Raw genomic sequence first — 19,707 nt, forward strand, 5'->3', positions numbered from 1 at the left:
CCCCCACCCCACGACTGCGTCCGAGGACCGTCAGCGGATCGTCTCGCCCGTGGCCGGGTTGAAGAGGTGGATCTTGTCCGTGTCGAACCAGACCGACAGGGGCTGGTTCTCCGCGGCCCGGGACTGGACCGACAGGCGCGTGACGACCTGGCCCTCGTCGGTCGGGACCTCCGAGCTGCCGCTGTCGGCGGCGAGCTCGTCGAGCTGATCGCTGCTGGCCTTGGCACCGGCCAGGGTGAAGTAGACGTACTTGTCCGAGCCCATCTCCTCCACCACGTCCACCTCGGCGGTGAACGTCGCTCCCCCGGCCTGAGCCGCGTCGTCGACCAGGGCGGCGTCCTCGAAGTGCTCCGGGCGGATGCCCAGCACCAGCTCGCGCGGCGCGTTGGCCGCCTCGACGGCCTTGCGCAGCCGGTCCGGCAGCGGCACGTCGCCCAGGGCGCTGCGCAGCACGCCGTCGGCGAGCTCCACCGGCACGAAGTTCATCGCCGGGGAGCCGATGAACCCGGCCACGAACAGGTTCGCCGGGTTCTCGTAGAGGTGCTGCGGCGGGCCGACCTGCTGCACCACGCCGCCGCGCAGCACCACGACCCGGTCGCCGAGGGTCATCGCCTCGGTCTGGTCGTGGGTGACGTAGACGGTGGTGGTGCCCAGCTGCTTCTGCAGCTTCGACACCGAGGTCCGCATCTGCACGCGCAGCTTGGCGTCCAGGTTGGACAGCGGCTCGTCCATCAGGAACGCCTTGGGACTGCGCACGATCGCCCGCCCCATCGCCACCCGCTGCCGCTGACCGCCGGAGAGGTTGGCGGGCTTGCGGTCGAGGTGGCCGGACAGGTCGAGGATCTTCGCGGCCTCGGTGACCTTGTCCTTCACCGTCGCGTTGTCCACCTTGGCCAGCCGCAGCGGGAACGCCATGTTCTCGAACACGGTCATGTGCGGGTAGAGCGCGTAGGACTGGAACACCATCGCGATGTCGCGGTCCTTGGGCGCCCGCTCGTTGACCCGCTCGCCCCCGATGCGCAGCTCGCCGCCGCTGATGTCCTCCAGCCCGGCGATCATGTTGAGCGTGGTGGACTTCCCGCAGCCCGAGGGGCCCACCAGGATCACGAACTCGCCGTCGGCGATCTGCAGGTCGACCTCGTCGACCGCCAGCGCCCCGTCCGGGTAGCGCTTGGTCACCTTGTCCAGCACGATGTCGGCCACTTGCTTACCCCTTCACTGCGCCGGAGGTCAGTCCGGACACGATGCGTCGCTGGAAGAACAGCACGAACAGGATGATCGGAATGGTGATCACCACGGCGGCGGCCGAGATCGTCCCCGTCGGGTCCTCGAACTGCGAGTCGCCGGTGAAGAACTGCAGCGCCACCGGGACCGTCCGCGAGTTCTCCGTGGACGTCAGCGAGATGGCGAACAGGAAGTCGTTCCAGCAGAAGATGAACACCAGGATCGCGGTGGTGAACACGCCCGGCGCGGCCAGCGGGGCTATGACCCGCCGGAACGCCTGCGCGGGCGTGGCCCCGTCCATCTTGGCCGCCTTCTCCAGCTCCCAGGGGATCTCCCGGAAGAACGCCGACAGCGTGTAGATCGCCAGCGGCAGCGAGAAGGTGATGTAGGGCAGGATCAGTCCCGGCCAGGTGTCGAACAGCCCCACCGTCCGCTCGATGTCGAACAGCGGCGAGACCAGCGAGACCTGCGGGAACATCGCGATCAGCAGGGACGCCCCGACCAGCGCTCGCTTGCCGGGGAAGTCGAGCCGGGCGATGGCGTAGGCGGCCATCGTCCCGAGCACGACGGCGATCGCCGTGGCGATCAGCGCGATGCCGATGGAGTTCAGCAGCGCGCGGGTGAACTCGGTCGTGGTGAAGATCGCCGCGTAGTTCTCCAGCGTCCACTCGCGCGGGATGAGGTTCCCGTCGGAGAGGGTGTCGGAGGTCTTGAACGACAGCGACAGGATCCACAGCACCGGGAGCAGCGCGTAGGCCACCACGATCACGTTGAGCGCGGCCCACTTGGCCTTGCGCGCGGGTGTCGGTGTGCCGCCGAGGCCGGCCATCAGCCCCTCCCCTTCTCGTCGCTACCCGGGGCGGCGGTGCCGAAGAGCTTCACGAAGATCCACGCGATGAGCGCGACCGCGATGAAGATCAGCACCGACATGGTCGAGCCGATGCCCAGGTTCAGGCCCTTGATCAGGTTGTTGTAGGCGAGCACCGACACCGAGGAGGTGTCCTGCGCTCCGCCGGTGAGCACCACGATGTGGTCGAAGACGCGGAAGGCGTCGAGGGTGCGGAACAGCAGCGCGACGAGGATCGCCGGCTTCATCACCGGCAGCATGACCTTGACGAACCGCTGCCAGGCGCCCGCTCCGTCCATCGCGGCCGCCTTGAGCAGGTCGTCGGGCACGAGCGCGAGCCCGGACATCAGCAGCAGCGCCATGAACGGCGTGGTCTTCCAGATCTCGGCGACGATGACGATCGCCAGCGCGCTGCCGTACTCGGTCAGCGGTGCCCCGCCGGGGGCGATGGCGTTGGCCAGGTAGCCGGTGTCGGGCGTCCACGCGTAGCGCCAGCTGAACGCGGCGACGACGGTGACGATGCCGTACGGGATGAGGCTGACCGTGCGCACCAGGCCCTTGCCGACCAGCGCGCGGTGCATGATCAGCGCCAGCCCCATGCCGAGGACGAACTCCACCAGCACCGACACGGCGGTCACCAGGACGGTCACCGCGAACGCGCTCCACCAGTAGCCGTTGCCGAGCACGGTGATGTAGTTGTCGAACCAGATGAACTCGCGCTGGTCCGGGTACTTCAGGTCGAAGCGCTGGAAGGACAACCAGAACGCGTAGAGGATGGGCCAGCCGGTGACGGCGATCATCACCAGCGCCGCGGGCGCGGCCAGCATCAGGCCCAGCCTGCGCTCGGCCCGCTTGCCGTCGCTGAGCGACTCCTTCGTCGCCATCAGGGCATCACTCCCTTGGACTCCAGGGCGTTCTGCACCTCGCGGCGCATCCGTTCGGCGGTGGCCTGCGGATCGATCTCGGCGATCGGGCTGAGCATGTTGGACAGCACCGTCGAGACGTTCTGCGCGGCGGGGGTCACCGGCCGCATGCCCGGGTCCTTGAGGGCTTGCAGGATCGTCTCGTGCATCGGGTACTCGGCCTGCAGCTCGGGGTCGGAGTACAGCGATTCGATGGTGGGCGGCACGCCGTCGTTGATGGCGGAGAACTTCTGGCTCTCCTTGTCCCGCAGGCACTTCGCGGCCTCGAACGACAGCTCCGGCTTGGTGGAGTAGCTGCTCACCGCGTAGTTGGCGCCGCCGATGGTGGACTTGCTGGGAACCCCGGCGTCCAGGCCCGGAACCCGCGCCCAGCCGACCTTCTTCGCCAGCTCCGGCTTCTCCTCCTGCATGGAGGCGTAGACGAACGGCCAGTTGAGCTGGAACGCCGACTGCCCGGTCTCGAACTCCTGGCGGGCGTCGTCCTCCTCGGCGTTGTTCATGCCGGGGCTGGTGACGCCTGCGGTGCCCAGGTCGCGCAGCGCTTCGAGCCCGCGCACCGCGCCCTGGTCGACGACGGCCTGCTTGCCGTCGTCGCTGAGCACGTGCCCACCCGCCGATTCCAGCAGCGTGTTGTAGTGCACGTACAGGCCCTCGAACTGCGCGCCGGTGAGGGTGATCCAGTGCGGCTTGCCCTCCTGCTTGAGGCGCTGGGCCGTCGAGATCATCTCGTTCCAGGTCTTCGGCGGTTCGGGCACCAGGTCCTTGCGGTACCAGAGCAGCTGCACGTTGGTGTTCTTCGGCGCCGCGTAGAGCTTGCCCTGCCAGGTCGCGGTCTCCAGCGGTCCGGGCAGGGTGTCCCGCTCGACCTCGGCCTTGTCGGCGCCGGTCCACTCGCGAACCCAGTTCGCCTCGGCGAACTCGCCGGTCCAGGTGACGTCGAGGTAGAGCAGGTCCATCCCGGTGTCCCCGGCGGCGAGGCGACGGACCATCTGCTCGCGCTGACCGTCGGCGTCGCGCGGGAGCTTGTGGTAGACGATGTCGTACTTGCCGCCGGACTGCGCGTTGCAGCGGTCGACGTTGTGCTGCAGGTTCTCCTCGGGTGCGCTGTAGAGGTTGATCGTGTTGGCACTGGTGGCTTGGCCGCACGCGGTCAGCGCCGACGCGCAGACCAGTGACGCGCCCAGCAGTGCCGCCGTGCGAACGCCGCGAACTTTCACTCTCGGTCCTTCCGGTGCACTGGCCGCGGACGCGACCGAGCTCCCGGGATTCGCCAACGCTCCGTCGCACCGCAACCACCGGCGGTCAGCCGGTGGCAGGAAAGCTAGGCGTGATGATCACGGAGGGCAAGCGGTCTCGCGCCTTGTTGCCAACCCGTGAAGAAGCGGGAAACAACAGGCGTACCGGCTCCCCCGTCAGCCGCACCCCGCTTACCCGATTCGGGGGCTGGACCAGGAGTTTCGCCACCCGGCGGTAGGGGGCCTCAGGGGTTCTGCGGGCGCATCGCCAGCTTGGCGAGCAGGTCGCGCCCCTGCTCGGCGTGCTTGGGCTGGGCGAGCACGTCGTAACGCCCCGCGACCAGCTGGCTGGCCGAGGAGAAGTCGCGGCGGCCGCGCGTGGAGGCGTAGCCGACGGCGGCGAAGACCAGCCCGAACACGATGCCCGCGCCGAGACCGGCGAGCACCGGGGCGATCCAGCTGCCCTGCGGGGTGAACATGCCCATGATCAGGCCGACGAACAGGCCGAACCAGGCGCCCGAGGCGGCGCCGCCGCCGAGCACGCGTCCCCAGGTGAGCCTGCCGGTCACGCGTTCGACCAGCATGAGGTCGACGCCGACGATGGTGACCTCCTGCACGGGGAAGTCGCTGTCGGCCAGGTGGTCGACGGCGCGCTGCGCTTCCTCGTACGTGCCGTAGGAACCGATCGGCCACCCGGTCGGCGGCGTGGGCAGGTTGGGTGTGCCCGGCGCCGGCCGGCTGGAGCCGGTGAAGGGGTTGGACACCGCTGACACCTCCGTTGAGCTTGGTACCGGGGACCGCGCGGGGGCCGTGGCCCGATTCCGGCGCAATGTCCGCTCCCCCAGGCTACCGCGCGGTGCTCACCGAGGATCATGAACGTCTTCTCAACGATGCGCAGCCGCAACCCGGACGGGTGGCGCCTCGGCGCGCGCGGCCTCGTGCTGCGGCCTGGGGCGCGGGGCCAGGACGTCGACGCTGCTCAGGTAGAGGGAGTGCGCGAGGGTCAGGCCCAGGACGGTCAGCGCGAGCCACGTGCCGACCTCGGTTTCGAGGTCCGTGCCCAGCACCAGCGCGACGAGCCCGGTCAGCAGCGTCAGCACGACGGCGCCGACCCGGGCCGAGGTCCGGTAGGCGACCGCGGCGGGCCAGGTCAGGACGGTCGCGACGAGCACGACCGCCGGCGGCCCCAGCCGCAGGCCCGTCTGGTGCAGCGCGTACGCACCGACCAGCAGCAGCGCGGCCACCACCACCGCCGGGGCCCAACGGGCGAGTCCGGCGCCGAAGCGCCGGGCCACTCGTCGCCCGAACCAGACGGCGCAGACGATCGCCAGCAGCACCGCCCACGGGGTCCAGGCCGTGGTCTCCACCCCGGAGAGGCTGCCGAACGACCACCAGCCCGAGTCCGGCGCACCGACCGCGCACATCGCGCGCGGCGGGCAGTCACCCGCCATGAGCCAGGTGATCTGTGGAACGTCGTCCCTGGTCAACGTGATCGTCGTGGCGGCGGCGAACCCGAGCAGAGCCGCGCGACCGGGCGCGGCCGCGGCGTAGGCCGCGAGCATCAGCAGCGGTTTCACCAGCGTCAGCGCCATCGCACCCAGCCGTTGCAGCGCACCCGTTCCCTGCGGGCGGACGGCGCGCTGAGCCAGCAGCCCGAAGCGGGTCGCCACCGACAGCAGGCGGGGTTCGCCGAGGTCGCGGACGCGCTGACGCCCCACGTCGAAGGTCTCCACGGCGCGGACCAGCTCCGTCGGCGGTGGTGGGGCGGGGTCGGCGCCACCCGCGGGGTCGGCGCCGGACGACACCGACGCGACGTGCGGGACCTCGGTCGCCGCGATCGTCCACTGCAGGCGCTCGGTGAGCAGCGCGCGGGTCCCGGTCAGCGGGTGCCGGTCGTCGGGGGCGGCGAACAGCGCGTCGAGCTCGCCGCGCACCTCGTCCGCGTGGCGTGCCCACACCTCGGCGAGGAACCCGCGCCACTGCCGGGCCTGCTCCTCGTCGAGCGCTCCCAGCTCGGCCTCGGCCGGCTCGCTGACCACCGATCGCAGGACCTCGCCGAGCTGCTCCGAATCCCCGTGGCGCACCAGGCGTTCCGGGTCGGCGAGCATCCCGACGAGCGTGGCGGCCGCGTCCATCCGGCCCCACATCCAGTCGTTGGCGCGCCACTTCGCCGACAGGAACGCGCCGAAGTTGCCCAGGTCCAGGCCGCGGATCTTGTCCTCGATGCGCAGCTGCCCGTCGCGGCGCAGCGCGCTGAACGGCAGCGGGGTGCGCTCGTCGCTGACCACGCGCAGCAGGTCGATGCGGCTGGTGGGCACGCGTGCGACGTCCAGCGGAGCGGTGAGGACGACCAGCTGCCGCAGCACCTCCGGGATCCGGTCGGTGGTCTCCAGCAGCGCGTAGCCGATCCGCTCCGCCGAGACGGGTTCCGCGCGCGGCGGAGCCGCGTCGGCGAGGCGGCGGGCGATGCCGTGCAGCACTTCGCGGGCGCGGGCGACCGCGTCCACGCCGTCGGCCTCGGGAGCCGCGTCGGCGCCGGAGGAGTCCACGATGGACCGGAGCTCGGCGGCGAACTCGGCCAGGGCCTGCTGGAACCCGTCGCCGTCGGAAACCGCGCCCAGCACCGCGCCCAGCAGCGGTTCGATCGGCGACGGCAACCGGTGCTGGAGGTGGTCGCGACGGCGCCGCACCCGCCGGATCCAGCCGTCGAGCTCGGCGGTCTCCACGATCGGCTCCAGCCGGGCACCGTTGACCCAGTACCGGTCGGCGTGCCCGGCGAGCACGGTCGCGAAGGCCCGCAACCGGTACAGCTGCGCCTTGCAGGGCCCGACCGGCGCGGATCGCTCGACGTCCCAGGACCAGCCGAGGCACTCGGCGATCGCCGCGCGCAGCCCGTGCGCGTCGTCGAAGATCTCCGGCCCGCACTCGGCCGCCAGCGCCGAGAGCCGTTCCGGCAGCTGGTCGCGGGCCTGCGCGGACCACTCCGCGAGCGGATCGCCGATCACCGGCGGCAGCAGCGTCCCGTCCTCGCTGCCCGCCGGGTCGACGAGCAGCGCGTGCACCGCCTGGGCGTCGAGCTCGGCGCGCACCACCGCGTTGTCGGCGGCGACCGCCGAGCTGAGTTCGCCCAGTCCGCCGGGGTTCTCGCGCAGCGAGGCGAACAACGCCTTGCGGCGCAGCGCGTTCCGCTCCACGGCCCGGTTGTGGTCGGCGAGCGCGTCGAGGTCCGACAGCAGGGACTCCTGCGTGAACCGGCTGCGCAGCGCGGCCGCGGTCACCGGCAGCGCCCGGCCGGAGCCGCGCTGCCCGTGCGAGACGACGGGATCGGGGTTGAGGTAGAGCAGGAAGCGCTTGGTGGGTCGGTCGGCGGGCGCCGCCGCGATCGCCTCGATGGCGGCGGTGACCGGGATGTTGTCCAGCACCCCGCCGTCGATGACGCGGAACGGCGTTGCGCCCGTGCTGGTCTCGGAGAACAGGCCCAGCATGTTCGGCTCGCCCGCAGGCGGTTCGCCGGGCCCCGAGCGGATCTGGGCGGGTTCGAAGGCGAACGGGAACGACGAGGTGGCGCGGGCCGCGTGGGCCAGCCGCAGCGCGGTGCCCTCGACGTCGCCGAAGTCCGACAGCGGGTCCCCGGCCCGGCCCTCGTGGTGGAAGGTCAGCCGCGCGGCCCGCTTCTCCAGCGGCATCGGCCCGACCCGGGCGTCGTGGCACCGCTCCACCAGCGGGTCCAGCAGGGTCGCGGTGAGCAGCATGTCCGCGCGACGTCCCGGGTGCTCCTCGACCGGCGGCGCGTTGTCCCGGATGACGCGGACGAGTTCGGCGCGGAAGTAGTCGTCGCCCTCCAGCAAGGAGAGCGGGGCGCGCTGCCAGAACTTCGGCACCGGCCGCGACATCGCTTCCAGGTCGGCCAGCCGCACCCACATCCGGCGCATCCGGTCGAACGGCAGGTCGTAGACCAGCGTCGCCGACATCAGCGCGGCGTTGAGCCCGCCCGCCGACGCCCCGGCCAGCACGTCGACGCTCGCCGACCGGTACCCGGCCGCGCGCGCCAAAACCGCCCAGGGGTGGTCGCTTTCGCTCTCCAGCGACTCCCGGAACCGGTTGACCTCGGCGACCGCGCCGCCGATCCACACCGCCATGCTCGCGCCCCCGCGCATGGCGAGGGCCAAGCGCAGTTCGTCACCGTCGTCCACGGGCGCGAAACTACCGCGACGACGGCGCGCGGTGGGGCGGAATCAGTTTTCCGGCGGAGTCCAGGGGTCGTTACGGGTCATGCCCGCGGCACGGCCCTTCCCGGCGATGACCAGGGCCATCTTGCGGGACGCCTCGTCGATCATCTCGTCGCCGAGCATCGCCGCTCCGCGCGCACCACCGGCGGCGGAGGTGTGCCACTCGTAGGCGTCGAGGATGTTCTCGGCGTGGTCGTAGTCGGCCTGGCGCGGCGAGAACAGCTCGTTGACCGCGTCCACCTGCGCCGGGTGCAGCACCCACTTGCCGTCGAAACCGAGCGCGGCGGAACGGCCTCCGACCTCGCGCAGCCCGTCGACGTCCTTGATCTGCAGGTACGGCCCGTCGATGGCCTGCACGTCGGCGGCGCGCGCCGCGGTGAGGATGCGGAACAGCGTGTAGTGGTAGGCGTCGCCGACGTCGTAGCCGGGCGGCTGGTGGCCGACGACCAGCGAGCGCATGTTCACCGACGCCATGAAGTCGGCGGGCCCGTAGATCAGCGCCTCCACGCGGGGAGCGCGGGCGATCGCGTCGATCTCGACCAGCCCGCGCGCGTCCTCGATCTGCGGCTCGATGCCGATCCGCCCGACCTCCAGGCCCATCGCGCGCTCGATCTGGGTCAGCGTGAGGTCCAGCCAGCGCACGTGGTCGGGAGTGGAGACCTTCGGCAGGATGATCGTGTCCAGGTCCGCGCCCGCGCCTTCGACGACGGTGACGACGTCGCGGTAGGTCCACTCGGTGTCGAGCGCGTTGACCCGCACCGACCGGACCTTGCCGTCCCAGCCTCCCTCGGTGAGCGCGCCGACGATCCGCTCCCGCGCCTCGGCCTTGGCCAGCGGCGCGACCGCGTCCTCCAGGTCGAGGAAGAACTGGTCGACGGCCAGCCCGCGAGCCTTGTCGATCATCTTCGCGCTCGAACCGGGCACCGCCAGGCAACTGCGCCGGGCACGACGACCGTCCACGTCGACCTCCACATCCACGACCTCTAGAGCAGCGCTAGCTGTCTATCACGCGGGGTCCAAGTCCGCGTAGAGGTCGAGGATGGCGGGGGCTGTGACGTGGTGCTGCTCGTACTCGGCCCGGGTGAACCAGCCGAGCTCGGCGATCTCCGCCGAGGCGACCGGTTCGCCGTCGAAAACGCCCGTGTAGCAGGCGAGATCGACCTTCACGCCCGCGCCGCGCCCGACGGCGTCGTTGAAGTAGCGGGCGTAGAACTCGGCCTCGCCGAGGACGACGCCGAGTTCCTCGGCGACCTCGCGGTGCAGCGCCTCGCGCTCGGTCTCGCCGGGTTCGATACCGCCGCCGGGCAGGTAGAAGGCCTCCTGGTCGGCGGAGCGGACCAGCAGCAACCGCCGGTCCGCGAACCGCACCAGGCCGACCGCCTTGATCAGTGAGCTCACCCGCTCATGCTTGCGCACGCTGCCCGGGTGGCGAGGGCACACCCCCGTCCGCCAGGCGTTCGCACGCGCGCACCAGGGTTTCGAGCTCTCCGTCGGCGGCGTTGAGGAAGTACCGCGCGACACCGTGCCGGTGGGTCGACGCGGCCATCCGCAGCCGCCCCTCACCACGCTCGGTGATCACGGCCTGCACGCCGCGCCCGTCGGAGTCCACGCGCACGCGGCGCACCAGCCCGAGCCGTTCGAGCCGGTCCACCAGCCGGGTCACCCCGGACCGGGACAGCAGCACGACATCGGCGAGCTCGGTCATCCGGAGCCGCTGCTCCGGCGCTTCGGCCAGCGCTTCCAGCACGTCGTAGGCGGCCAGGGTGAGCCTCTGCTCGGCGATCAGGTCGCTCTCCAGGCAGCGCGTGACCCGGGCGTGCGCGCGAAGAAAACTGCGGTACGCCAACAATTCACTTCGAGTGGGTAATCGGTCCAAAGCCGTCTCGGCCACGTGACGGATATTACTGTCCGCACGCACTTGACTTCGCAGCGCCCCCGGTCTAGTCGAGGCCGATCGTCCTACCGGCGGAGATGGTGGGCTACTGGTCCGTAACATGGGATTGCCGGATGCGGGTGTGAGACCCTTTTCTGGTTCGGCGGGACACGTCCCGTCCCCACCACGTTCACCAACGCTTGTCGAGGTAACCGTGACCAGTACGCAGTCCGCACCGACCGAGGACGCCGTCCGCCAGGCGCTCACCAAGGTCGAGGACCCGGAGATCCGCAAGCCGATCACCGACCTGGGCATGGTCAAGAGCGTGTCCGTCGGCGACGGCGGCGCGGTGACGGTCGAGGTCTACCTGACGGTCCAGGGCTGCCCGATGCGCGAGACGATCACGCAGCGGGTCAACGACGCCGTCGCCGCGGTCGACGGCGTGTCCTCGGTGCAGGTCGAGCTCGACGTGATGAGCGACGAGCAGCGCTCCGAGCTGCGTCGCAGCCTGCGGGGCGACGCCGACGAACCGCGCATCCCCTTCGCCGAGCCCGGCTCGATGACCCGCGTCTACTGCGTGGCCTCGGGCAAGGGCGGCGTCGGCAAGTCCAGCGTGACGGTCAACCTGGCCGCGTCGATGGCCGCCCGGGGCCTGTCGGTCGGCGTCGTCGACGCCGACATCTACGGCCACTCCGTGCCGCGGATGCTGGGCGCGGGCGGCAAGCCCACCCAGGTCGAGAAGATGATCATGCCTCCGCAGTCGCACGGCGTGAAGGTCATCTCGATCGGCATGTTCACGCCCGGCAACACCCCGGTCGTCTGGCGCGGCCCGATGCTGCACCGCGCGCTGCAGCAGTTCCTCGCCGACGTCTTCTGGGGCGACCTGGACGTGCTGCTGCTGGACCTGCCGCCCGGCACCGGTGACGTCGCGCTGTCCACCGCCCAGCTGATCCCCAACGCCGAGATCTTGGTGGTCACCACCCCGCAGCAGGCCGCCGCCGAGGTGGCCGAGCGCGCGGGCGCCATCGCCATGCAGACCCGCCAGCGGCTGGCCGGCGTCGTGGAGAACATGTCCTGGATGGAGATGCCCGACGGCCAGCGCGTGGAGGTCTTCGGCTCCGGCGGAGGCCAGATCGTGGCCGACTCGCTGAGCCGCTCGCTGGGCACCGAGGTGCCGCTGCTCGGCCAGATCCCGCTCGACCCGAGGCTGCGCGAGTGCGGCGACGCGGGCGAGCCGCTGGTCCTGCAGGAGCCGGACTCCCCGGCCGGCGCCGCCCTCAGCGACATCGCCCAGCGCCTGGGCACCCGGGCCCGAGGCCTAGCGGGCAAGCTCCTGTCGGTGTCCCCCGCTTAACCCACGGATGGTTCCGTGGTTGCTTTGCTTCGCGGTGCCAGTAGCGGAACCTGAGCGGCTTCGTGGACTCCGTGCGCCGCTCCTTGAGTATGCCAATACGAGGCATCCCGGCGTACTCGCCACGAAGCCGCTCAGAACCCGCGGCGGTGCCGGCTGAGTCCCACACTTGGAGCAGCGGCTCCGCCGCCCTTCTGAACTGTCCTTAACCCTTCGCGACGGCGAGGAGGCCTGGCCCGGTCGGCAGTGTCACCGGGATCAGGCCCTCGTCGTCTTGAACGGCCTTGACCAGGTCGCGGATGGCCGCGGTCAGGGCGCCGCTGCTGTCGTCGGGGTCGCCGCCGAGCTGGACCCCGGCGAAGACGATGACGCCGCCGGGACGCAGCAGGCGGGCGCCCAGCTCCAGGTAAGCGGGGTAGTCGGTGCTCGCGACGCCGACCGAGACCAGGTCGTAGCCGCCTTCGGTGAAGCGCGGCAGCATCTCCACCGCGCAGCCGGTGATCAACCGCGTGCGGGTGGGCGCGATGCCCTCCTCGCGCAGCGCGGCGCGCGCGATCCGCTGGTTGGCCGGATCGGCGTCGATCGAGGTCAGCACGCCCTCGGGCAGCATCCCGCGGAGCAGCCAGCGGGCGCTCTCCCCGGACCCGGTGCCGATCTCGACGACGGCCCTGGCCCGCAGCGCGGCCGCGAGGAACCGCAGCACGTGCAGCGACGACGCACCGACCGGCGAGTCCAGAGGACCGTCGCCGACCGGGCGAGCGCGCGTCCGCTCCCCCACCGCATAGCCGCCCGTCGAGTAGCGGGCCACCGACCTCTCGGGTATCACAACGCGAGAGGTTATCGGCGCCGCGCGCACAAATGATGTTTCCGGGCGACATCGTTAGAAGCCCGTTTCCATGCGCGACATTTCCTCACGCAGAGTGATCAACGCGGCGCGGCCGAGTGGGTGAGGGACGGCTCACCCGGAATCTCAGGCCCTTCTCAGGTGGCTTTCATGCCCACTTCACCAGGGAGGACGACAGTGGACGTCATACACCGACACCCATCGGCGTCTCACCGTCGTGCGGGTCGCGGGAACAACGGTCCGGCGCCGCTCGTTCTGGTAGATGCAAGCCCACAGGAGGTGGCTCTTCGCCCGATGGCAACACAGCCGATGAGCGTGGCCCCCGGCACCGACCGGACCCACGAGACCAGCGTTTCCCCGAGTCCCGTCTCCCCCGGCGCGGAGGAGGCCGCTTGGACCCCGCCCAGCTGGGACGAGGTGGTCCGGCAGCACGCGGACCGGGTGTACCGGCTCGCCTACCGGCTGTCCGGCAACCAGCACGACGCCGAGGACCTCACCCAGGAGACCTTCATCCGGGTGTTCCGCTCCCTGGCCTCGTACAAGCCGGGCACGTTCGAGGGGTGGCTGCACCGCATCACCACGAACCTGTTCCTGGACATGGCCCGCCGCAGGTCCCGCCTGCGCATGGAGGGCCTGCCCGAGGACACCGACCGGCTGCCCGGCGGCGGTCCGACGCCGGAGCAGGTGTTCCACGACACCCACCTCGACCCGGACCTGCAGGCCGCGCTGGACAAGCTGCCGCCGGAGTTCCGCGCGGCCATCGTGCTCTGCGACGTCGAGGGCCTGTCGTACGAGGAGATCGGTACCACCCTCGGCGTGAAGCTGGGTACCGTGCGCAGCAGGATCCACCGCGGCCGCCAGATGCTCAAGAACACGCTCGAAGCGAGCCGCGACCAAGCCGGGAGGAATGACGGATGACGGTTCTGCGGGGGTGGGGGCTGTCCGAGCAGCACCTCGCGCTGGACGCTCTCGTCGCGTTCGTCGACGGCGAGCTCAGCCCGAGCGCCCACGACCGCGCGGTGGCCCACCTGGCCGGGTGCCCCGCGTGCGCGGCCGACGCCGCCGCGCAGCGGCAGGCCCGCGCGGCGGTGCGCGCCGCCGACGCGCCCTCGGTCTCGCCGCAGCTCCTGCAGGCGCTGCAGGCGATCCCCTCCAGCGCCGAGCTCCCCGCACAGCCCGAGAACCTCGCGCTGACCGACGACGGTCAGCTGGTCGCCGTGTCCCGCCCGAACGACGTGAAGCGCTTCGGCAGCGGGGCGGTGCTGGGTTCGTCCACGCCGCTCGGCGGCTCGCAGCAGCCGCTGGGCACGGCCGTGACCTCCTACGACGCCCCTGACGCCGCGAACCGGCGGGCCACCCGCCGCACCCGGCAGGGTGCCGGCGTGGTCTTCTCCGGGCTGGTCCTCGGGGCGCTGACGCTGCTGAACGTGCCGGTCACCGACGAGGACGGCCAGCCGCTGCAGGGCGCGCCCGTGCCGCTGCCCGGCGGCTCGTTCACCAACGCCGTCATCCCGGCCGCGGGCAACACGGCCCTGCCGTCGGAGACCACCCCAGTAGGCCAGAGCACCCCGGTCGGCAGTCAGACCGCGGCACCCGCGCCGAAGGCGCCCGACGCACCTCCGGCCCCTTCGGCCGCGCTCCCGTCCACCGCGACGACGGCTCCGCCCGCCGGGTAACGAACTGGCGAGTTCGCGCCCACTCCACACCGACTTCACCGCGCTGCGGGCAAGATGGGGTCGTCGGCACCATGCCGGTGAGGCGGGCCGCGCGCCCGTGTGATCCACTCGAAGCGACGAGCCCGATCGGACAGCCCGGGGAGCGATGAGCGACCAGCCAGGAACGCCCGCGCAGGGTCCCGACGCGCGCCGGGACTCCCCTGCGCCGGGTCAGCAGGACTCCGAGCCGGTGCACCCCTGGCAGGGCGGCACCATGACCGGTCGCGGCGTGCCCGCGGACCAGTTCGCAACACCCCCCGCGCAGCACGCCAACGGCCACTCCGCGGACCGGCTCGCGCCGCGTCCGCTGGAGCGTCCCGAGGTCGACCCGTCGCAGCGCCACGCCTTCGCCCGCCCGCACGGCGTGTCCGGCAGCTTCGACCCCGACCAGCACGGCCTGCCCGTGCGCGGGATCGAGCAGGCACCGCCTCCGGCGGACGCGCTGGCGCAGGCGTTCGGCCGCCCGCCGTCGCACGGCGACGGGCCGCTGCAGCGCGCACCGGGCGAGAAGCCGATGACGCCGGAGACCGAGCCGGACCCGGTGCTGTGGCGCTCGGACGACCAGGCTCGCTCGGGCGACCGGGACCCGTGGCGGGACCCGGCGGCGGGCGCGATCCTCGGCCCGCCCGCGGTGCCCGAGAACCAGTCCGACGACGACGGCGAGCGCGCGGCGGGCCCGCTGCTCAGCGCTCGCGAGGTGCTCTTCGGCAGGCGCGTGCACCCGCGCGCGCTGGCGATCCTCGGCGTGGTCGCGCTGCTGGTGGGCGTGGCGGGCGGCTTCCTCGGGCGGATCACCGCCGAGGAGGGGAACCCGCTGGTCAACCCGGACGTCACGCTCGCCGAGGTCGATCAGGGCGCGACCGACCGGCCGCGCGGATCGGTGTCGCAGGTGGCGCAGCGGGTGGTGCCCGCGGTGGTGTCCATCGAGGTCCGCATCGGCGGGCAGGGCGGCTCCGGTTCGGGCGTGGTCATCGACGGCGACGGCTACGTGGTCACCAACAACCACGTGGTGTCGATGGCCGCCGACACCCCGAACGCGCAGGTCTCGACGGTCTTCCACGACGGCACCCGGGCTCCGGCGCGGGTCGTGGGCCGGGACGTCAAGACCGACCTCGCGGTGCTCAAGGTCGAGGTGTCGAACCCGACCGTCGCCCAGCTCGGCGACTCGGACAAGCTGAAGGTCGGCGACGACGTGATCGCCATCGGCTCGCCGCTGGGCCTGGCGGGCACCGTCACCACCGGCATCGTCAGCTCGGTGCACCGGCCGGTCCGGCTGGCCGGCGAGGGCACCGACACCAACGCCGTCATCGACGCGATCCAGACCGACGCGGCCATCAACCCGGGCAACTCGGGTGGCGCGCTGGTCGACGGGACGGGTGCGGTGGTCGGCATCAACAGCGCCATCCGCACGCTCGGTTCGGGCGGTGAGGGCGGTTCGATCGGTCTCGGGTTCGCGATCCCGATCGACGACGTCCGGCGGATCGCTCAGGAACTCATCCGCACCGGCACCGTCCGGCACGCCGATCTCGGCGTCAACGCGAAGTCCGTGAGCGACGGGCTGGCCGACGGCGCGCAGGTGCAGAACGTGCAGGACGGCAGTTCCGCCGCGGGCGGCGGGATGGCCGAAGGAGACGTCATCATCAAGGTCGGCGACCGCAAGGTCGGTAGCGCCGACGAACTCATCGTGGCAGTGGACCGACATCAGGTCGGCGAGCGCGTCCCCGTCACCGTGGTCCGGCAGGGCCGCGAGCTGGTGCTCGACGTGACGCTGAAATGACCGATCACATCGGCATGAACGGCCGGACACCGCTGGGACACGGGGCGTGTTTACGCCAGTTCCCCTCTTCGACCAGCGTCACCCGGTCGGTACTCTGGTGTTGTCGGCAGCTCGGCGTCGGTCCCCGAGCCACGAGGATCCCAGAGGAGTCGAGAGGTGTTCGATAGCGTCGGCTGGCCCGAGCTCCTGGTTCTCGCCCTGGTCGGGTTGTTCGTGCTCGGTCCGGATCGGCTGCCGCAGGGCGCCGCGTGGCTGGGCAAGACGATCCGGCAGGTCAGGGAGTACGCGACCGGGGCCCGTGACCAGATCCGCTCGGAGATCGGCCCGGAGTTCGACGAGCTGAAGAAGCCGCTCGACGAGCTCCGCAGCGTCCGCAACTTCAACCCCAAGACCGCCGTCACCAAGCACCTCCTGGACGGCGAGAACCCGTTCGAGGAGTTCTCGAAGAACTCCTCGCCCCTCAACGGGCACACCCCGTCCACCAACGGCCACACCCCGGCGCCCACCCCGCCGAAGCCGGCCGACCGCCCCCTGGCCCCCGGCGAACGCCCCCCGTACGACACGGACGCCACCTGACCAGGTCTTTCGTTCGCATGACCGGTTCCGACCGCAGGGGCACGCCCGTCACCTGACCCGGATTACGCCCGTATTCCGCCCGCGGAATACGGGCGTATTCCGTCACCACCTCGGAACGCGGCGGTACCCCGCGTCCTGATTGCGGCCGTGTTCCGGGTTCCGATCATCGGAGTGGCGCGGGTTGGTGGCGGGAGGTGAGGACCGCGATCGCGGCGAGGGCGAGCCAGATGCCGAGGAGCAGGGTCATGCCGGGCCAGCCCCAGGCGCCGTAGGCGATGCCGCCGAGGACTCCGCCGACGCTGCTGCCGCCGTAGTAGGCGAGCTGGTAGAGGGCCGAGGCCTGGCCGCGCGCCTCGGCGGAGGCGCGGGTGCCGACCCAGCCGTTGGCGACCGAGTGGGCGCCGAAGAACCCACCGGTGAACACCACCAGGCCGACCAGGATCACCGGCACCGAGTCCGGCAGCATCAGCAGCAGCCCGGCTCCCGCCACCGCGAGGCTGGTCAGCAGCACCCGCACGCGCCCCCAGCGGTCGGCGGCGCGCCCGGCCAGCGCCGAGGTCACCGTGCCCGCCGCGTACGCGAGGAACGCCAGCGCGGCCAGCGCCGGGGGCACCAGCAGCGGCGGGGCGGTGATGCGGAAGCCCAGCACGTTGTAGACCGTCACGAAGCTGCCCATGCCCAGCGCCGCGACCAGGTACGGCGGGTACAGCCCGGGGTCGCGCAGGGCGGCGCCGAGTCCGCCGAGCAGCGGCCCCCAGCGCAGCGGTTTCCGCTGGTGGCGCTGCTCGGACGGCAGCAGGGCGACGAACGCGACCGTGCACACCGCGGCCAGCAGCGCGACCGCGAGCACTCCGCCGGACCAGCCCCAGAAGTCGCCGACGACGCCGCCGAGCAGCCGGCCGGTCATGCCGCCGATGGTGGTGCCCGCGACGTAGAGCCCGACGGTGGTGCCCAGCCGCACGCCGCCGGTCTCGTCGACGAGGTAGGCGGTGGCGACGGCGGCGAGCCCGGCCACGGCCGCCCCCTGCACCAGCCGCAGCCCCACCATCAGCGGGAACGAGTGCACCCACGGCAGCACGAGACCGAGGAGCTCGGCGACGACCAGGCTGGTGATCATGGTCTTGCGGCGGCCGACGGCCTCCGACAGCGTGCCCAGCGGGATCGCCGACACCGCCAGCCCGAGGGTCGCCGCCGAGACCAGCAGCGCCGCCGAGCCCGGGCTCAGCCCGTACTCGCCCGCCAGCTGCGGCAGCACCGGCTGCGGCGCGTAGAGCAGGGCGAACAGGGCCAGCGCACCGAACAGCAGCGCGATCCGAATCCTGCGCACACGTCCGGCCGACACCATGCTTTAGACGTTAAACACCACCTGATCGACGGCGCCCGGAACCGTGCCGGTCATCACCCGTGGCGCTCGACTCAGCGGCCAGCCCGCTCCCCGGTCGGCCCGCTCTTGGTCAGCTCAGCTCGGAGGCGAGCTCGGCCAGCGTGCGGGCGGCGAAGCCGGTGCCGCCGACCGTGACCTCCGAGTAGTCCTTGTCGGCCCGCGCGGGCCCGGCGATGTCCAGGTGCGCCCAGCGCACGCCCTCGGTGAACTCGCGCAGGAACAGCGCAGCGGTGATCCCGCCCGGACCGGCCGGGGTCTGCTTGACGTCGGAGAGCGCGCCCTGGACGGCCTCGGCGTGGTCCTCCAGCAGCGGCATCCGCCACCAGGACTCGCCGACCCGCTCGCCCGCCCCGGCGATCTGGTCGGCCAGCTCGTCGTCGGTGGCGAACAGGCCGCCGGTGCGCAGGCCGAGCGCGACCTTCATCGCGCCGGTCAGCGTCGCGACGTCGATGAGCACGTCGGGCTGGAGCTCGTCGACGGCGTAGGCCATCGCGTCGGCCAGCACCATCCGCCCCTCGGCGTCGGTGTTGCCGACCTCGGTGGTCTTGCCGCCGTAGTGCCGCACCACGTCGCCGGGCCGGTAGGCGGTGCCGGAGACGTGGTTCTCGGCGGAGGGCACCAGGCCGGTCACCTTCACCGGCAGACCGAGCCGGGCGATCGCCAGCAGCGCGCGCCGATGACCGCCGCGCCACCGGACATGTCGGTGCGCATCAGGTGCATGCCGTCGGCGGGCTTGAGCGAGATGCCGCCGGTGTCGAAGGTGATGCCCTTGCCGACCAGCACCAGGTGCGGGCCGGTCGCGTCCTGCGGCCGGTAGTCGAGCTGCAGCAGGCGGGGCGGGCGGGACGAGCCGCCACCGACCGCGAGGATGCCGCCGAAACCGTTGTCGGCCAGCCACTTCTCGTCCCGCACGGTCGCGGTGAGGTTCGCGACCGGCCCGGCGAGCTCGGCGGCCAGCCCGGTGAACCAGGCCGGGTCCTTGACGTTGGAGGGCGCGTTGGCGAGGTCGCGGGCCAGCGCGGTGGCGGCGGCGAGCTCGCGGGCGCGGCGCACCGACTCGCGCAGCGCGGCGACGTCGGCGCCGTCCGGGGCGACCAGCAGGACCTTGCGCAGGCGCGGCGGCGCGGGCTCGTTGGTGACCTTGAACCGGTACCCGCCCAGCGCGAGCCCGAGGGTGAGCTCGCCGATCAGCTCGTCGCCGACGTCGTCGGGCAACCGGACCTGCAGGTAGTCGGCGTCGGAGGCGTCGCCGAGGTCCCCGGGTTCGGAGTCGCCGTCGCCCGCACCGGTCAGCTTCTCGCGCACCGCGCGGGCCAGGCCCGCACCGGCGGAGCGCCACTGCGCGGGGGTGCCGGAGCCGACGCCGACGAGCCAGCCGACGTCACCGGAGCGCAGCGGGAACGCCTTCGCGTCCCCGGCCGAGGCGGAAGCGCCGAGCGCGGTGAGCACCTCGGCGTCCACAGAGAACCGTTCGGCCGCAGCGGCCAGGTCCGGGCCGGTCTCGCCGTCGAAGACCGCCGTCGCGCCCGGCACTCCGTCCCGCCACCGCTGCACCACGTCCACTTCGACCAGAGCGGTCGGGACGACGGGCAGCTCGGGCTCCACCCCGCGGGCGGGCTGACCGCCGCGGGAGGAATGGGCGGAACGGAACACGGAGGCACCGGGCACGAGAAGACCTTCCTGCACGGACTGGCCGTGCGAACTCGAACTGGGGCGCCGACGAGAGACC

Annotated in this window: 16 protein-coding genes and 1 pseudogene; 5 read left to right on the plus strand and 12 right to left on the minus strand. The window is 72.0% G+C overall.

Annotated features, from left to right (window positions below):
- Positions 1-30: 30 nt before the first annotated feature.
- The 9 genes from REH65_RS13095 to REH65_RS13135 form a co-directional block, all read right to left on the minus strand.
- The gene (locus REH65_RS13095) at positions 31-1,203 is read right to left on the minus strand and encodes an ABC transporter ATP-binding protein (protein WP_406692628.1); all 1,173 of its coding nucleotides are present in this window, start codon (positions 1,201-1,203) and stop codon (positions 31-33) included.
- 4 nt (positions 1,204-1,207) lie between these two features.
- A complete protein-coding gene (locus tag REH65_RS13100; protein ID WP_281458766.1) occupies positions 1,208-2,053 on the minus strand; it encodes a carbohydrate ABC transporter permease in 846 nt (281 codons plus the stop codon).
- Complete coding sequence (locus tag REH65_RS13105) at positions 2,053-2,955, minus strand: carbohydrate ABC transporter permease (protein WP_281458767.1); 903 nt, start codon at positions 2,953-2,955, stop codon at positions 2,053-2,055. The genes REH65_RS13100 and REH65_RS13105 overlap by 1 nt, the downstream gene beginning before the upstream one ends.
- Positions 2,955-4,211 carry an ABC transporter substrate-binding protein gene (locus REH65_RS13110; protein ID WP_406692629.1) on the minus strand — a complete coding sequence of 419 codons (1,257 nt, stop codon included), beginning with the start codon at positions 4,209-4,211 and terminating at the stop codon, positions 2,955-2,957. The genes REH65_RS13105 and REH65_RS13110 overlap by 1 nt, the downstream gene beginning before the upstream one ends.
- 263 nt (positions 4,212-4,474) lie before the next feature.
- Positions 4,475-4,993 carry a general stress protein gene (locus REH65_RS13115; protein ID WP_281458769.1) on the minus strand — a complete coding sequence of 173 codons (519 nt, stop codon included), beginning with the start codon at positions 4,991-4,993 and terminating at the stop codon, positions 4,475-4,477.
- 120 nt (positions 4,994-5,113) lie between these two features.
- Positions 5,114-8,422, minus strand: a complete 3,309-nt coding sequence (locus REH65_RS13120) for a patatin-like protein (RefSeq protein ID WP_406692630.1) — start codon at positions 8,420-8,422, stop codon at positions 5,114-5,116.
- Positions 8,423-8,464: 42 nt separating this feature from the next.
- Entirely contained in the window at positions 8,465-9,418 is a 954-nt protein-coding gene (locus REH65_RS13125; RefSeq protein ID WP_281458771.1) for a CoA ester lyase, read from the minus strand.
- Positions 9,419-9,463: 45 nt separating this feature from the next.
- Positions 9,464-9,856 (minus strand): NUDIX domain-containing protein, encoded by a 393-nt coding sequence (locus REH65_RS13130; RefSeq protein WP_281458772.1) that lies wholly within the window; start codon positions 9,854-9,856, stop codon positions 9,464-9,466.
- Between the two features lie 4 nt (positions 9,857-9,860).
- Complete coding sequence (locus REH65_RS13135) at positions 9,861-10,349, minus strand: MarR family winged helix-turn-helix transcriptional regulator (RefSeq protein WP_406692631.1); 489 nt, start codon at positions 10,347-10,349, stop codon at positions 9,861-9,863.
- A 196-nt stretch (positions 10,350-10,545) separates the two neighbouring features.
- Here REH65_RS13135 and REH65_RS13140 point away from each other — a divergent pair, with 196 nt between their 5' ends.
- On the plus strand, positions 10,546-11,685 hold the full coding sequence (locus REH65_RS13140; protein WP_281458774.1) for an Mrp/NBP35 family ATP-binding protein: 1,140 nt from the start codon (positions 10,546-10,548) through the stop codon (positions 11,683-11,685).
- A 202-nt stretch (positions 11,686-11,887) separates the two neighbouring features.
- On the opposite strand, the gene REH65_RS13145 is transcribed toward REH65_RS13140, so the two are convergent.
- Positions 11,888-12,508 carry an O-methyltransferase gene (locus tag REH65_RS13145; protein ID WP_406692632.1) on the minus strand — a complete coding sequence of 207 codons (621 nt, stop codon included), beginning with the start codon at positions 12,506-12,508 and terminating at the stop codon, positions 11,888-11,890.
- A gap of 312 nt (positions 12,509-12,820) precedes the next feature.
- On the opposite strand from REH65_RS13145, the gene sigE reads away from it, so the two are divergent.
- From sigE to tatB, 4 genes are all read left to right on the plus strand, one after another.
- The gene (gene sigE, locus REH65_RS13150; RefSeq protein ID WP_281458776.1) at positions 12,821-13,444 is read left to right on the plus strand and encodes an RNA polymerase sigma factor SigE; all 624 of its coding nucleotides are present in this window, start codon (positions 12,821-12,823) and stop codon (positions 13,442-13,444) included.
- On the plus strand, positions 13,441-14,202 hold the full coding sequence (locus tag REH65_RS13155) for a zf-HC2 domain-containing protein (protein ID WP_406692633.1): 762 nt from the start codon (positions 13,441-13,443) through the stop codon (positions 14,200-14,202). Before sigE ends, REH65_RS13155 begins: the two co-directional genes overlap by 4 nt.
- A gap of 145 nt (positions 14,203-14,347) precedes the next feature.
- A complete protein-coding gene (locus REH65_RS13160) occupies positions 14,348-16,018 on the plus strand; it encodes a trypsin-like peptidase domain-containing protein (protein WP_406692634.1) in 1,671 nt (556 codons plus the stop codon).
- Between the two features lie 156 nt (positions 16,019-16,174).
- The gene (gene tatB, locus REH65_RS13165) at positions 16,175-16,594 is read left to right on the plus strand and encodes a Sec-independent protein translocase protein TatB (protein ID WP_406692635.1); all 420 of its coding nucleotides are present in this window, start codon (positions 16,175-16,177) and stop codon (positions 16,592-16,594) included.
- Between the two features lie 163 nt (positions 16,595-16,757).
- Here the strand turns inward: tatB and REH65_RS13170 are convergent, their stop codons facing one another.
- Both REH65_RS13170 and REH65_RS13175 read right to left on the minus strand, forming a co-directional pair.
- The gene (locus REH65_RS13170) at positions 16,758-17,921 is read right to left on the minus strand and encodes an MFS transporter (protein WP_406692636.1); all 1,164 of its coding nucleotides are present in this window, start codon (positions 17,919-17,921) and stop codon (positions 16,758-16,760) included.
- 127 nt (positions 17,922-18,048) lie between these two features.
- Positions 18,049-19,583 (minus strand): annotated as a pseudogene (locus REH65_RS13175) (leucyl aminopeptidase family protein).
- Positions 19,584-19,707 lie beyond the last annotated feature (124 nt).

The organism is Saccharopolyspora sp. ID03-671 (assembly GCF_045278815.1).
GTDB lineage: Bacteria > Actinomycetota > Actinomycetes > Mycobacteriales > Pseudonocardiaceae > Saccharopolyspora > Saccharopolyspora ipomoeae.